Genomic DNA, 15,024 nt, shown 5'->3' with positions numbered 1-15,024 from the left:
TGCAGCGGGGTATGACGGCTATTCGCCAAAGCCCGATACTTGCACGGAACACTACGACGTAGATCCGACAGGCCCTGTTGCCCCGGCGAAACCATGCAGGCCAGTCGCAAGTTTTGCTAGCGCCCGACTTTCGTCTAGCGCCGTTTCAAAGAGGTTGGCTTGGCAGGTCCCGGCAAAGCATGGATCGAATAGCCCAGCCGTTGAAGCGCAAGGAGACGTGATGACTTTGGAAATCGATGAGGCTAGCTCGGAGATCCCCACCAACTAGGCAATAGTCGTCTGACCTCTCGTCGGCCGAAGCGGTCGTCGATCAGGTGAACGACGCCGACGTCGTCGGTTGTACGAATGACGCGGCCGGCGGCCTGCACTACCTTCTGCAATCCGGGATAGAGGTAGGTGTAGTCGTAGCCCGTGCCGAACAGATGATCCATCCGCGCCTTCATCTGCTCATTGACGGCATTGACCTGCGGTAGGCCCAGCGTGGCAACAAAGGCACCAATCAGTCGCTTACCCGGCAGGTCGATGCCCTCGGAAAAAGCACCGCCCAGCACGGCGAAACCAATACCGCAGCTCTCATCCGTGAAACGCGCAAGAAAGGCGTTGCGCGCCCCTTCATCCATGCTGCGCGTCTGCTCCCAGTAGGGCAGCTCAGGGTGTTGGGCACGGAGGAGGCTAGTGACCTGTTGTAAGTAGTCAAAGCTGCTGAAGAACGCCAGGTAATTGCCAGGGCGCGTTTGATACTGCTGGGCAAGCAGGTCGACGACAGCTTGAAGCGAGGCGCTGCGATGCTGGTAGCGAGTGGAGATGTGCTGTGCAAGGCGTATCTGCAACTGCTCCGCGCGAAACGGGGATTCGACGTCGACCCATACCCGATTGGCCGGCACGCCGAGGGTGTCGGCGTAAAAGCGCTGCGGTGTCAGGGTCGCGGAAAACAGTACGCAGGAGCGGGTCTCACGGATGCGGGGGGCCAGGAAGGGGGCGGGTATCACGTTGCGCAAGCAAAGGACAGATGCTTTGGCATTGCTGCGGCCGTGCGCTGGCAGCAGCGTGCAGTCGATCAGTGAATGGTCGCCGAACAGCTCTGCCAGTTTGCAGAATTGCATAGCGTCGAAATAGGCCGACTGCAACGCCGAGTCCACCCCTGCCGGGTTCTCGCCGAGGTAATCGGTGATCGCACTTACGGCTTGCTGAAGCGCGTTGATGAACACCTGCGGCAGCCCTGGCAGAACCTGATAGGCGTCTGCCTGCAGGCAGTGCACATCGCCCCAGCAGCGAAGCACGCGTTCGATCGGCTTCTTCAACACGATCGGAAGAGTTTTTCGTAAACCCTTGAAAGTTAGCAGATTAAGTTCGGCGCTGTACATCGATCGGCCGCGTTCGAGCAGATTGTGCGCCTCGTCCACCAGCACCCCGATGCGCCACTGGTTGAGCAACGCCAGGCTGTGGAGCAGAGCGCTCAGATCGAAGTAGTAGTTGTAGTCACCCACCACCACATCGGCCCAGCGGGCCAGTTCCTGGCTCAGGTAGTAGGGACACACCTGGTGCGCCAAGGCCACCTCGCGCAGTGTTGCCTGATCGAGAAACGGGCGAGTAATGGCCTCGTCGCGTGCGGCCGGGAGCCGGTCGTAGAAGCCGCGAGCGAGCGGGCAGGATTCACCGTGACAAGCCTTGTCCGGGTGCTCGCACGCTTTGTCCCGCGCGATCAGTTCCAACACTCGCAGAGGCGTTTGCCGGCCCGCCAGGCTGTCGAGTGCATTCAACGCCAGCTGCCGCCCCGAGGTTTTAGCGGTGAGGAAATACAGCTTGTCGAGCTGCTGGCCGGGCATGGCCTTCAATTGTGGAAACAGGGTAGCCAAGGTCTTGCCAATACCAGTCGGTGCCTGAGCCATCAGGTGGGTGCCGGTGCAAGCGGCCTTGTATACCGCTTCGGCCAGTTGCCGCTGGCCGCTGCGAAATTCACCGTAGGGGAACGCCAGGCTACGCAGCGCCTGGTCACGCTCGGCTCGGTGGACCAGTTCCTGATCAGCCCAGGCGATGAAGCATTGACATTGGGTTTCGAAAAAAGCCCGAAGGTGTTCGGCGCTGCAGGTTTCGACCAGCAGGGTTTCCTTCTGGCTGACCACATCGAAATACACCAGCGCGATCTCCAGCGATTCCAATCTGCGCGCCTCGCAGAGCAGCCAGCCGTAGACCTTGGCTTGCGCCCAGTGTAGGTAACGGTGGTTGGCCGGCTGGCGGGCGAGGTCACCGCAGTAGGTCTTGATCTCCTCCAGTCGGTTCTTCGTCGGGTCATAACCGTCCGCACGGCCGCGGACGGTGAGGCTGCGATAGTTGGCTTCGAGCGTGACTTCTCGCTCGTATCCATCGCCGCGCCGCGCCGTGACCGTGGCGTGTCCGGCGATGCCTTCCAGCGCGGTAGGCGAGGGCGTGAAACGAAGATCCAGATCGCCTTGTTTTGCGGTGAATTCGCACAACGCACGGACTGCGACCCGATAACTCAAGGTGCGGCCTCCGACCACTGTACGTAGCAGACCGCGATCGGCACCTGATGACGCAACGCAAAGTCGATCCAGCGTTTCTGATTGTCCTGCAACCGGTCGCCTGGGCCTTTAACTTCGATCAATCGATAACGCTGCTCGCCGGGCCAGAGCTGAACGAGGTCTGGCAGACCGCTACGATGGTTGGGTACGTCTTGCAGGATGCGCTGAAAAAAAGCATGCAGATGCTCGGCAGGGATGCACGCCAGTGCCAGCTCCAGCAACGCCTCGTCGAACAGGCCCCAGCTGACGAAGTGCGACAGCAGCCCGAACTTGTCCCGGAACGTGCGGCGGATGCAGGCACGGTACTCGCCAGTGCCGAGCCTGCTCAGACACTCGTCGAACAATTCTGCACGGCGAGCATGGAAGTCAGGTCGCGCAAGATCGGCCGGGCCAGCGTGAAACGGGTGAAAGAACGCACCGGGCACCGGCGCAAAGATGACATCCCAACAGAGCAGGCCAAGCAGCGAATTGATCAACGCGTTCTCAACGTAGTAAACCGGCGCGTCGCTTCGGCTGAGGTGTTCACGCACGGCCTGCTCGACGCTCATCCCCTCGGGCCGAGGCAGGGTCAGATCTATGCGCTCTGGTTGTGTGAGGCTCACACGACGCGTGACAGGTTTACCCAGGGTTCGCTGCAGGCGCGGCAGGATGCGTTGCAGCTGCTGGGCTTCGTGTTCGCTTTCAGGTGCAGCTTGCGCGGTCAGCGCGAGTCGCATGGCGGCCTCTGGTTGGCCGCAACGCTCGAGTACGCGGACCGCACGTTCGCGAGCGCCCGGGTAGCGGTTGGCTGCATGCAGGCGCAGCGCCAAGGGCAAGTCACCGTTGCGCTCGCACTGCCTGGCGATGCTCAGCAGCAACTTGCCCCGGCGATGTTCCAGCCAGTCATTGCCGTACGCTGTCGATGGGATGTCCTGCAGGACGGCTTCAACGGCGTCACCCGCCTCGAAGCGTTCACGGCAGCGATGCAGATGCAGGTAGGCGTCCACATCAGCACGCTTATGGAAGGCCCGTGAAGCGGGGGAAAAGGCGACTCGCTCGTAACGAAAAATACCCAGGTCGGCGAGTACGAATTCGGTCCAGTCTTGATGGCTGTTGCCGAAGAACATCAGCCGCAAGCGGTCGCACAGGTCGCCAATCGTCAGTGCAAATGCTGCATCGTCAAAACCCTCGCACCAGCTGGCGAAAGGTTTTGGCTGGGAATGTTCGGCCAGCATGGCCTGGAGCAAATCAGCCTTGCGCTGGCCATGGGCCGCAGCCTTGCCGCATACACGAAGCAGTTCGTCTTTTTTCAACAAACCGAATAGCTGAGCCACATCCAGCATTGGATTAGTCTCGACCCAGCCGTGCTCGATGAGTGCAACGGACGCCTGCATCGGGCAGCCAATCTCTGTGTAGCGCAGCTTGCTGGCACGAAACAGTGTGCCCTTGCGCATCACCATGCGCACCAGCAAGGCCTGCGACGCTTGAGGAACCTGGTGGAAACGGTCGAAAAACGCGCGTTCGTGATCGTGCAGCAGATCACCGTGGCGCTCACCAACCCAGGCGAGCACTTGGCGAAAGTTGTCGAGGTAATAGAAGGGGTTTTCCAGCGCCTGGCGCATCGAACGTCCGGTTCGGTCGAGCATGGGCACAGCGGCCCACAAAGCTGGGTATTTATACAGTTGCTGCTGGTTTTGGCAATGCCTGGACGATCAGCGGTGGCGGACCGCAGGCTCGGGGGTACGCCTTGGCGTAGCGGCGCTCAACCCAACCGCCGGCCGGCTGGGTTGAGCACAATGAGGATCAAACGGTGCGGGAAAAACGGCCGCGCTGTTCACCGCCCAGGTAGGCATCGAAGGCCATGGCGACGTTGCGCAACATCAATTGACCCTGGGGCAGCAACACAAGGGCGTCGTCGCTGATTTGCGCCAGCCCATCGGCGACATGCTCGTCCAGCTTGGCCAGTGAATCGGCGAAATACGCCTTGAAGTCGATACCGTAGCGCTGTTCGATTTCGGCGTAATCGATGCGTCCATGGCACATCAACGAAACGATCACGTCACGGCGCAAGCGGTCGTCCTCACTGAGCTGGTAGCCACGCTGCACCGGTAACATGCCTTCGTTCAGCCGTGCGTAATACTGCGACAGCTCCTTCACGTTCTGGCTGTAACTGTTGCCGACCTTGCCGATGGACGAAATGCCGAGGCCGATCAGGTCGCAATCGGCATGGGTCGAGTAGCCCTGGAAGTTTCGCTGCAACGTGCCGTTGGCGCGGGCGAGGGCCAATTCGTCGTCTGGCAGGGAGAAATGGTCCATGCCTATATAGACGTAGCCCGCAGCGGTCAGTCTTTGAATGGTCAGTTCCAGCAGCTCCAGCTTTCGCTCGGGCGGCGGCATATCCTCCGGGCGAATCAGCTTCTGCGCCCGGACGAGATCTGGCAGATGCGCATAGCTATAGGCCGCGATGCGATCCGGGCGGATGTCGATGATCTTGTCCAATGTGACGCCGAAGCTTTCCACGGTCTGCAGAGGCAGACCGTAGATCAGGTCAACGCTGATCGACTTGAAACGGGCGTCCCGTGCGGCCTGAACCAATTCTCGGGTCTGTTCCTCGGTCTGGATGCGGTTGACTGCGATCTGCACCTGTTCGTCGAAGTCCTGCACGCCGAAGCTCAAGCGATTGAAGCCCAGCTCGCGCAGTTGATGAATCTGAGCCGGGGTAACGGTGCGCGGGTCGACCTCCAGGGAAAATTCGTGATTGTCGCTGTCGTCCATGTTGAAGGCGTCGTGCAGCGTCGCCATCAGATCAGCCAGCTGTTCGCTGGTGAGGTAGGTCGGTGTACCGCCGCCGAGATGCAACTGAGTCAACCTGCGCGAGCGGTTGAACAGCGACGCCTGCATCTTGATCTCACGCTTGAGGTAGTCCAGGTATTCGACGGCGCGATCAGTTTTGTGGGTAATGATTTTGTTACAGGCGCAGTAGTAGCAAAGGCTTTTGCAAAACGGGATATGGATGTACACCGACAGCGGCTTGGGCTCCGCCGCCACGTTGGTCGCCTGCGCGGCACGGCGGTAGTCGTCCATGGCAAAGGCCTGATGGAATTGGGGAGCCGTGGGGTAGGACGTGTAGCGAGGACCGGGACGGTCATATTTCTCGACCAGGGCGCGGTTAAAGCTCGGCGTTTGGTCCATGTGGGGTTTCACCTTGATTGCCTGATTGTGAGTGGCTGGGTTGGGCAGTGCCGTGCGCAGCCTGCGACATCCTGGCGCGAATTATCGCGTTTCCCCAGCCCGGCTGGGCCTGTCCCAGATCAAGAACCGGTCAGGCTGAAAGCGCGGGCGCCAAGCGGTCAATACATGAAATATCAGGCCAAGCAGCCGGGCAGCGCGCGCTCGGCTGCCGGTCACCCTTGATTACAACCGGAACTGGCCAACCAGACGATTCAGTTCGGCCGCCAGTTGAACCAGTTCCTCACTGATCTGCGAGGTTTGAGACGCATCAGCCAGGGTGGTGTCAGCAATGGTGCTGATCGTGGTGATGTTGCGGTTGATCTCTTCGGCAACCGCGCTCTGCTCTTCGGCCGCCGTGGCGATTTGGGTGTTCATGCCGTTGATGGTGTTCACTTCACCTGCGATCACGGTGAGGCTCTGTGCGGTCTTGGCCACACAGTCCGAACCCGAGTGAGCGCGCACCTGCGCCCCTTCCATGGCCTGTACGGCGTTACGCACACCGTTTTGCAGTTGCTCGATGGTGCGCTGGATTTCTTCGGTGGACTTCTGCGTGCGCGAGGCGAGGGTGCGCACCTCATCAGCGACCACAGCGAAACCACGGCCCTGTTCCCCGGCGCGGGCGGCCTCGATGGCAGCATTCAGCGCGAGAAGATTGGTCTGCTCGGCGATGCCGTTGATGACGTTCAGTACCATGCCGATACTGACACTGTCCGTTTCGACCTGCTTGATCACCTGCGCCGCTTTTTCGATGTCCTGAATCAGCACCTCGATGCCATCCAGCGCCTCGGTTGCCAGCGTGACGCCAACTCGCGATTCCTCATCGGCACCGCTCGATGCAGACGCGGTCTCGTTAGCATGCCGCGCCACCTCCTGTACGGTTGCACTCATTTCATTCATGGCCGAGGCCACCATATCGGTTTCGCTGCGCTGTTCCATCACTGCAGTCTGGGTCTTCTCGGCGACACTGGAGACTCGATTCGACACCTCTCCCAACTGGTGGGTTACAGCGGCCACTGCCTCCAGGCTGGTACGGAATTTGAAGATCATGCGGTTAAAGGCGGTGCCCATGGCGCCGACTTCATCCTGGGCGTGAACAGCGACTGTACGGCTGAGGTCTTCGTCGGCAGTCATCGCCTCCATGGTGTGCCGCATCTCATTGATGCGGCTGATGATCACCCGACGGATGATGTAGCCCATGAGGATCAGACCCGCCAGCAGCAGCAGCGCCTGGATCACGGCTGAAGTCAGAATGTTGCGATGCACCTCGCCGTCCAGTGCGGACAGGTCATAGCTGATGCGGACCGCCCCCATCACCGTGTTTTGCGGGACCTGATGGCAGGCCAGGCAATTGGTGCCACGGTAATCCTGTTGCGCATGGATCGGATTGATCACTGTCAGCACACGCCCATTCACGCCATCGCTCACTTCGATGGTGGCGTCGCCGGCAAGCGCACGCCTGTCCAGCTCGTCCTTGGGCGCCTGATGCTCGAACCCGGCTCCGAACACCTTGGTTACCGGCTCGCCGCGGACGATACGTGCGTCGATGACTCCCGGCCGGGCTAGAATCTTGTTACGCAGCACCTCACGCTGGCCCATGGTGCCGGTCAGCATCATGGTGTTGATACTGTCGAAATAGGAGTCAGCCGTGTCCTTGGTCTGTTGCTCCACGACATGGAGTATCAGCTGTTTCTCTGAACCCGCCGAATAGAAGAGAGATGCTGCCAGGACCAGGGCGAACACCACCAACAAAGCCAGGTTGATTTTTGATTGAACGGACATTTGCCGAGCTGGAGAGGTGCTGTTCATCCTGTTCCTTAGGTACTGCTACACGAAAACGAAACCTTCGCCGGGGGACGCGACGGGCCACTGCAGGCCATCTGGCTCAGGACCTGGCCGCTTTATCTGCCTTAACCTATCGGCCGAACATCCCTTCGCTTTACAAGGTTTTTCAATGCCGGCCGAGTGAAGGCGCCGTGCCATCAACGTGGCCGGCGACATCCTAGTCGCTGTTCAACGGCGCAGAGCCATGACTCGCGATGAAAGCAAATCAATCTCTAACTCTGTTGATGTGAATCAATAAAACTGGAGAGGCCTTCGCGTGAACTGCAATACTTATCTCTCCGTTGGTCTCCATATGATCATTAAGCAGCGGAAGGCATTCGCGAGCTGCTCCGTTCTCGAGGTGTTGCCGACTGCCACGGCACTCTTTTTCGTTAAGCCGCTTGGCAATTTCTGCTAGTCAGGTCACGCTATGTCGAAGCCCTGTCAACAACCACCCGTCAGGCTAATGCCATGGTCGAATTAGCCCAGCCGCAGTCGAACCCCGAACCGTTTCGGCGGTCGTAGCCTCTAGTCAGTCGCCGTTGGTCGAACATGCAGGGTATGGCGGCTGACCGATCCAGGCGCAGTGCATCAACCGGACTCATCTTTTCAAGGACTCACATGATCAAGAAATGCCTTTTTCCTGCGGCCGGATATGGCACGCGCTTCCTTCCTGCAACCAAGGCGATGCCCAAGGAGATGTTGCCGGTAGTGAACAAGCCCTTGATTCAATACGGGGTTGAGGAGGCACTGGCTGCTGGGCTGAGCCAGATTGCGATTGTTACCGGACGCGGTAAGCGCTCACTGGAAGACCACTTCGACATCAGCTACGAGCTCGAACATCAGATCCGCAACACCGACAAGGAGAAGTACCTGGTCGGTATCCGCAAGCTGATCGATGAATGCAGCTTCTCGTATACCCGTCAGGTCGAGATGAAAGGCCTGGGCCATGCGATTCTCAGCGGTCGTCCGTTGATTGGTGACGAACCCTTTGCTGTCGTTCTTGCGGACGACCTGTGCATCAACCTGAATGATGATCCAGTCCTGGCGCAGATGGTCAAGCTGTACAACCAGTTCCGCTGCTCGATCGTCGCAATCCAGGAAGTACCACCGGAAGAGACCAGCAAATATGGCGTGATTGCCGGCGAGATGATCCGTGATGACATTTTCCGTGTCAGCCACATGGTCGAGAAGCCCAAGCCCGAAGATGCACCGTCCAGTCTCGCCATCATCGGCCGTTACATCCTCACGCCGGATATCTTTGACCTGATCGAGCAGACCGAGCCAGGCAAAGGCGGCGAAATCCAGATCACCGACGCGCTGATGCGCCAGGCCCAGGACGGTTGCGTCCTGGCGTACAAGTTCAAGGGCCAGCGTTTCGACTGCGGTAGCGCCGAGGGCTATATCGCAGCGACCAACTTCTGCTACGAGAACTTCTACCTGACCGGTAAGGCGTTCTAAGCACCGGTGCTGTGCATAAAGCCACCTTCGGGTGGCTTTTGCGATTCAGGGCGCGGGCATTTCTTCGGCGCCTGGGCCGAGCGGTTGACCGTAGCTGAACTCGACGTAGTGACCGGCCGGGTCACGAACGCCACAGTAGTAGCCAACCGGGTAGGGCTCGTCCCTGGGCTCCCAGATCAGGCAGCCAACCTGACGAGCCCTGTCTGCAATTGCATCGACCTCCGCGCGGCCCGCCAGGGCAAAGCCGAAATGGCTGTAGTCGTTGTCGGCCAGTGCACGATCCTGCCCACCCGGCATGATCACGAAAATGAACTCGCGCTCCTTTCCTGGCTCGGCCATCCAGACGATGCGAGATCCTTTTCCAGCGCGCTGGTGAAACACCTGCATCCCGCAGAATTGCTCGTAGAAGGCGATGCAGGCGTCCAGGTCGGGCACGTGCAACGCGAGATGAGTGAGGGTAGGGCGCATGCGATGCTCCTCCAATGAATCCGGCCAACGGCCTGGGTTATGCTGTGCGATCTACAAGGGAGACAACAGTTCATGGCTTACGACTTCGATCTATTCGTCATCGGCGCGGGTTCCGGTGGCGTCCGTGCCGCCCGTTTTGCGGCTGGCTATGGTGCCCGCGTGGCGGTAGCCGAAAGCCGTTACCTGGGCGGCACCTGCGTAAACGTCGGCTGTGTGCCGAAGAAATTACTGGTCTATGGCGCCCACTATGCCGAAGACATCCACGAAGCCGAAGGCTACGGCTGGACCATCGACGGCGCCAGGTTCGATTGGGCCTCGCTCATAGCCAACAAGGATCGCGAGATCCAGCGCCTCAACGGGATCTACAAGAACCTGCTGACTGACAGCGGCGTCACGCTGTTACAGGCCCATGCGCGCCTGGTCGACGCTCATACCGTGGCGGTTGACGGCAAGCGCTACAGCGCCGAGCACATTCTGATTGCCACTGGCGGCTGGCCGTTCGTGCCAGAGATTCCCGGTCGCGAGCATGCCATCACCTCCAACGAGGCCTTCTACCTGGACGCGTTGCCACGTCGCGTTCTGGTGGTCGGCGGCGGCTATATTGCAGTCGAGTTCGCCTCGATCTTTCACGGCTGCGGCGCCGATACCAAGCTGCTCTATCGAGGCGAATTGTTTCTGCGCGGTTTCGATGGCGCTTTGCGCGACCACCTCAAGGACGAGCTGATCAAAAAGGGCCTTGATCTCCAGTTCAACGCCGACATCGCCCGCATCGACAAACAGGCAGACGGAACGCTGCTCGCCACGCTTGATGATGGCCGTACGCTGGAAGCCGATTGCATTTTCTACGCCACCGGTCGCCGACCGATGCTCGACGGCCTGGGGTTGGAGAACGTCGATGTGGCACTGGACAAGCGCGGCTTCGTTGCCATCGACGAGCAGTTCCGCACATCCACGCCCTCGATTCTGGCAATCGGGGACGTGATCGGCAGGATCCAGCTGACGCCCGTCGCGCTGGCCGAGGGTATGGCCGTGGCCCGACAGCTGTTCAAGCCCGAGGAGTATCGGCCGGTCGATTACCACAACATCGCCACGGCTGTGTTCAGCCTGCCAAACATGGCGACGGTCGGTTTGACCGAAGAACAAGCGCGCGAACAGGGCCACAAGGTGGTGCTGTTCGAAAGCCGGTTCCGACCGATGAAGCAGACCATGACCGATAGCCTCGAGCGAAGCCTGATGAAACTGGTGGTCGACGCGGACACGGACAAGGTCCTGGGCTGCCATATGGCCGGCCCGGAGGCGGGGGAAATCATCCAGGGCTTGGCCGTTGCGCTGAAGGCCGGCGCAACCAAGCGAATCTTCGATGATACGGTCGGCATTCACCCAACCGCCGCCGAAGAGTTCGTCACCATGCGCACGCCGACCGGGATCTGACCAAACAATCGGAGCTGGTGGCAACGCGCTTGCCGATCCAGTGGCAGCTAACCGCGAACGCAGCGGAACAGGTAGGAAGAAGAAGGAGAGGGGCCGGTAACACAGGCCCCTGTTGCGAGCCGGACTCCGTCTGGTCGCCGTTGTGCCAAGCACGATCTCGTAATGGTCGATCAGTGCTGCATGTGCTCGTGTCCGCTTGGCTCTGGGGCCTGGTCCTGGATGGACACATCGATGGTCACTTCGCCCGCATGCTCGAACTCGAGGGTCAGCGGGAAGCGTTCACCCGCCACGAGTGGGGCGCTCAGCTCGAAAAGCATGACGTGGTTGCTGCCTGGCTTGAACTCGACCTGGCCACCGGCAGGCACCTCGATAGAATCGATCTGTTTCATGCGCATCATCTCGCCTTCATGCACGTGGGTATGCAGTTCAGCCTTCTTCGCGCGCGGCGTGTGCACACCCAACAGCCGATCCGTTGAATCGCCCGGGTTTTGCAGCGTGAAATAGACTGCACCGGTGGGAGCGGTGGGCGGCATGGCGCGCGACCACACTTGGGTGGCCTCAAGTGGTGCACCCGTCATCTGATGATCAGCGTTGTTCTGATCGGCTGCGGTTGCCGACAGGCATGCCGTGCCGAGTGCAACGAGGGTTACCAGGCGAAGCAACATGGAGTTCTCCGAGCGGTTTGGGAGTGCAGCACATTAGCATGCTGCGTCCGCTGACGTTGATCTGCGTCCTGACAGCGCTGCAGAGGCTAGACATGATGTTTTGACCTGCCCGTCCTCAACGATCATGGGTTACCGTTGGGATGGGTATAACTGCCTTTTAAGCAGAGCCACATTGAGGAGGGCACATGACCAGGTTGAACGCTGAATCCGCTTCAATTCACACCGCCGGTGCTCCCGTAGAGCCGGAACAAGCCACGATCCATAGCGCACAGTCACGCCCGGCCGAATACGGGTGATACCAGCCTCGGCTGACTGATGGCCCTAGCGCTGCGCTACGAGCTTCTCAAGGTGATCGATGATGTCCTCTGGCTTCAGTACCAGCACATCGCTTTCCAGTGTATCGAGCACGACCTCCGCGGTATTGCCCATCAAGGCCCCTGAAAATCCGGTGCGGGCGACAGTGCCGATGACCGTTACGGCAGCCTGAAGCTGGTGGCAGACGCGAGGGATCAAGGCGTCTGCGGGCCCTTCCTCGATATGCAGCTGGCCGTCAGGGATGTCGAACTCGGTCTGAAACTGCCGGCAGGCGTTGCGGTAACGCGCTTCGATCGTTTCCTTGAGCTGGAACGCGGGATCGGCGGAGGACAGCATGGCTGAAGGGTGAGCGCTGATCACATGCAGTGTGCCCTCGGCAAGCGAGGCAATCTGGTAGCCATAATTGATGATGCTGGAATGAAGCGTGCGGTGTTCGATGTCAGCGTTGCCCACGTCTACCGCGGCCAGAATGTTGCCGCCCGTCCAGGGCGCTTCGGTTTTGACCATCAGCACCGGGCAGGGGCAATAACGCAATAGCTTCCAGTCATCGGGCGTCAGCAGGGCGCGTTTCAGCGGGTTGTCGGCAATGTGCTGTTTGATCACCAGGCCGCAGCCTTCGGCTTGCTGAACGCTGATGATGGTCTGGTGCTGGTTTTCATGCCAGGCCTGCCGAGCCGTAACGACGTGGCCCTGATCTTCGAGTTTTTGGCGCAAGCGCTCAAGGTAGCTGCTGTGATCCTGTTTGGCTTCGCAGATCAGCAAGTGCAGCCGGGACTGGCTGACGCTGGAAATCAATCGCGCCCTTTTTAGTGCCAGATTTTCGGAAAGTTTTGGGTCAATAACCACGAGGATACAGCGTATGGCTTGCATGATCGGCTCCGTTTGGGTGATCAGATGGTTTCACTATAGACAAGGGCATCAGGGCAGCCACTGACCTGTATCAAGCAGTGCTGGCCGTTACTTGCTGGGCTCGTATAATGCTCGGCGGTCCAGCGACTTCGTGCTGTTCGCCGTTTTCATTTCCTCATGAATACCAAGACCTCATGCTCCCCGAACTGAATGAATTTCTTGGCTGTGCGACACCTTCGGCGTGGGTCGAGGTTGCGCTGCAGAACCAGGACGTGATGCTGATCGATCATGGCAACTGCGAGAAGAAGGCTGCGGGCGCGGCCTTTCAGTTGATGTTTCGCTATGTCGATAAACCTGATCTGCAGAACAAGATGTCGCGCCTGGCCAGGGAGGAGTTGCGACATTTCGAGCAGGTGCTCTCGATCATCCGCAAGCGTGAAATCAGTCTGCGCAATATCGGCTCATCCCGTTATGCGGCCGGTTTGCGCGAATTGGTACGCCACCACGAACCCTACCGACTCACCGATACGTTGGTGATTGGGGCATTTATCGAGGCTCGCTCATGTGAGCGTTTTGCGATGCTGGTGCCGCGCCTGGACGAAGAACTTGGGCGGTTCTATCACGGGCTTTTGAAGTCCGAAGCGAGGCATTTTCAGGATTACCTGAAGCTGGCTTACCTTTATGGAGAGGCGGCGGACATCGAGGCAACCGTCGTCCGCGTGCGTGAACGTGAGCGTGAGCTGATCGAAAGCCCAGACGGTGAGTTTCGCTTTCACAGCGGCGTACCGAGCGCCGCCTGACTGATCAGTTGAGGTCGAACGGAGCCTGGTGAAAACCTGAATCATCGACCTGCAGCGCCCAACCCTGGCGATCCCAGTCACCCAGGACGATCCGGATGGCCGCTTGACCATCGATCTGCAACGAATGGGTTGCTGGCCGGTGGGTGTGGCCGTGAATTAGGGTTCGGACGTTGTAGCGCTGCATGATTCTCGCCACTTCGTCGGGTGTTACGTCGACGATATCGCTGGCCTTCATTCGCGTCTCTTCCTTACTGCTGGAACGCAGCTTTTGCGCCAGCTTCTGACGCCTGGCGAGCGAGAGATTATGCAGGATGAAGAGACTTGCCGGATTGCGCAGCCAACGGCGTAGCCGCATGTAGCCTTCGTCACGCGTGCATAGGCTGTCGCCATGCATCAACAACACGCGTTCGCCAGCGAACTGTGCGATATGCGGGTCGGCCAGCAACGTGCATCCGGCCTCGCGGCAGAACGCTTTTCCGATCATGAAGTCGCGGTTGCCGTGCATCAGATAGATGCGCGTCCCATGCTGACTCAGCACTTTCAGCGCTCGGGCTATCTCATGCTGAAAGGGCGTCATGCCGTCATCGCCGACCCAGATTTCGAAAAAGTCGCCGAGGATATAGAGTGCCTCGGCTTCGATTGCGCGAGTCTCGAGGAAACGAAGAAACGCCCGGGTAATGTCCGGGCGTTTTTCTTCGAGATGCAGATCGGAGATCAACAGGATCAATGCGATTTACTCGACGATTTCGGCTTTCTCGATCACAACGTCTTCCACCGGTACGTCCTGATGGCCCGACTTCATCGTGGTGGGCACGCCTTTGATCTTTTCAACCACGTCCAAGCCTTCGACCACTTCGCCAAATACGGCGTAGCCCCAGCCTTGGACGGTCGGCGCCGTGTGGTCGAGGAAATCATTGTCTTTGACGTTGATGAAGAACTGCGCAGAGGCCGAGTGCGGTTCCATGGTGCGTGCCATGGCCAGGGTGCCGGTCTTGTTGGAAAGGCCGTTGTTAGCTTCGTTCTTGATTTGGCCGCGGGTAGCTTTCTGTTTCATGCCGGTCTCGAAGCCGCCGCCCTGGATCATGAAATTGCTGATCACGCGGTGGAAAATGGTGCCGTCGTAGTGACCGCTCTTTACGTATTCCTTGAAGTTGGCGGTGGTCTCGGGTGCCTTGTCTTCGAACAGTTTGACGGTTATGACGCCGTGATTGGTATGCAGCTTGATCATTGAGTGCCTTCCTGAATAAGGGGGAATATGTGTCGCGGCAACGCGACCGGCGTGACGGCCCCGAAGACTCGCGGCTACGGCGCATAGCGCGGCAGGGCGCTTTGCTCTGTCAGGGGGTTGACGGGTCCGCTATGATAAGCGCTTTGGTGCGACACGTGTGCACGTGTTGTACTTGGTCTGGTTCACTGCACCATGGCTCCAAATCCTTTGCTATCAAGGGGTTAATGCTTAAAACA

12 protein-coding genes are annotated in these 15,024 nt (G+C 59.3%); 3 read left to right on the top strand and 9 right to left on the bottom strand.

Going from position 1 to position 15,024, the window contains the following annotated elements:
• Positions 1-242: 242 nt before the first annotated feature.
• The 4 genes from NA637_RS21545 to NA637_RS21530 form a co-directional block, all read right to left on the bottom strand.
• Positions 243-2,501, bottom strand: a complete 2,259-nt coding sequence (locus NA637_RS21545) for an ATP-dependent DNA helicase (protein ID WP_256074598.1) — start codon at positions 2,499-2,501, stop codon at positions 243-245.
• Positions 2,498-4,141, bottom strand: coding sequence for a VRR-NUC domain-containing protein (locus tag NA637_RS21540; protein WP_256074599.1), 1,644 nt, complete (start codon positions 4,139-4,141; stop codon positions 2,498-2,500). Before NA637_RS21540 ends, NA637_RS21545 begins: the two co-directional genes overlap by 4 nt.
• 181 nt (positions 4,142-4,322) lie before the next feature.
• Entirely contained in the window at positions 4,323-5,711 is a 1,389-nt protein-coding gene (gene hemN / locus NA637_RS21535) for an oxygen-independent coproporphyrinogen III oxidase (protein WP_256074597.1), read from the bottom strand.
• A 222-nt stretch (positions 5,712-5,933) separates the two neighbouring features.
• The gene (locus tag NA637_RS21530) at positions 5,934-7,556 is read right to left on the bottom strand and encodes a methyl-accepting chemotaxis protein (RefSeq protein ID WP_256074596.1); all 1,623 of its coding nucleotides are present in this window, start codon (positions 7,554-7,556) and stop codon (positions 5,934-5,936) included.
• A gap of 636 nt (positions 7,557-8,192) precedes the next feature.
• Here NA637_RS21530 and galU point away from each other — a divergent pair.
• Positions 8,193-9,032 (top strand): UTP--glucose-1-phosphate uridylyltransferase GalU, encoded by an 840-nt coding sequence (gene galU / locus NA637_RS21525; protein WP_256074595.1) that lies wholly within the window; start codon positions 8,193-8,195, stop codon positions 9,030-9,032.
• 45 nt (positions 9,033-9,077) lie between these two features.
• Here the strand turns inward: galU and NA637_RS21520 are convergent, their stop codons facing one another.
• Positions 9,078-9,500, bottom strand: a complete 423-nt coding sequence (locus NA637_RS21520) for a VOC family protein (protein ID WP_256074594.1) — start codon at positions 9,498-9,500, stop codon at positions 9,078-9,080.
• Between the two features lie 72 nt (positions 9,501-9,572).
• On the opposite strand from NA637_RS21520, the gene gorA reads away from it, so the two are divergent.
• Positions 9,573-10,931 (top strand): glutathione-disulfide reductase, encoded by a 1,359-nt coding sequence (gorA, locus tag NA637_RS21515; protein WP_256074592.1) that lies wholly within the window; start codon positions 9,573-9,575, stop codon positions 10,929-10,931.
• 170 nt (positions 10,932-11,101) lie between these two features.
• Here the strand turns inward: gorA and NA637_RS21510 are convergent, their stop codons facing one another.
• Both NA637_RS21510 and NA637_RS21505 read right to left on the bottom strand, forming a co-directional pair.
• Positions 11,102-11,596 carry a copper chaperone PCu(A)C gene (locus NA637_RS21510; RefSeq protein ID WP_256074591.1) on the bottom strand — a complete coding sequence of 165 codons (495 nt, stop codon included), beginning with the start codon at positions 11,594-11,596 and terminating at the stop codon, positions 11,102-11,104.
• Between the two features lie 321 nt (positions 11,597-11,917).
• Entirely contained in the window at positions 11,918-12,781 is an 864-nt protein-coding gene (locus NA637_RS21505) for a universal stress protein (protein ID WP_256074590.1), read from the bottom strand.
• A 173-nt stretch (positions 12,782-12,954) separates the two neighbouring features.
• Here NA637_RS21505 and NA637_RS21500 point away from each other — a divergent pair, with 173 nt between their 5' ends.
• On the top strand, positions 12,955-13,560 hold the full coding sequence (locus NA637_RS21500) for a tRNA-(ms[2]io[6]A)-hydroxylase (RefSeq protein ID WP_256074589.1): 606 nt from the start codon (positions 12,955-12,957) through the stop codon (positions 13,558-13,560).
• Positions 13,561-13,564: 4 nt separating this feature from the next.
• Here the strand turns inward: NA637_RS21500 and lpxH are convergent, their stop codons facing one another.
• Positions 13,565-14,287 (bottom strand): UDP-2,3-diacylglucosamine diphosphatase, encoded by a 723-nt coding sequence (lpxH, locus tag NA637_RS21495; protein WP_256074588.1) that lies wholly within the window; start codon positions 14,285-14,287, stop codon positions 13,565-13,567.
• Between the two features lie 6 nt (positions 14,288-14,293).
• Positions 14,294-14,788 (bottom strand): peptidylprolyl isomerase, encoded by a 495-nt coding sequence (locus NA637_RS21490; protein ID WP_256074586.1) that lies wholly within the window; start codon positions 14,786-14,788, stop codon positions 14,294-14,296.
• Positions 14,789-15,024 lie beyond the last annotated feature (236 nt).

The organism is Stutzerimonas stutzeri (assembly GCF_024448935.1).
In the GTDB taxonomy this organism is placed as follows: domain Bacteria; phylum Pseudomonadota; class Gammaproteobacteria; order Pseudomonadales; family Pseudomonadaceae; genus Stutzerimonas; species Stutzerimonas stutzeri_AO.
The sequence above is the reverse complement of the archived record's forward strand: the minus strand, read 5'-3'. Positions and strand labels throughout refer to the sequence as shown.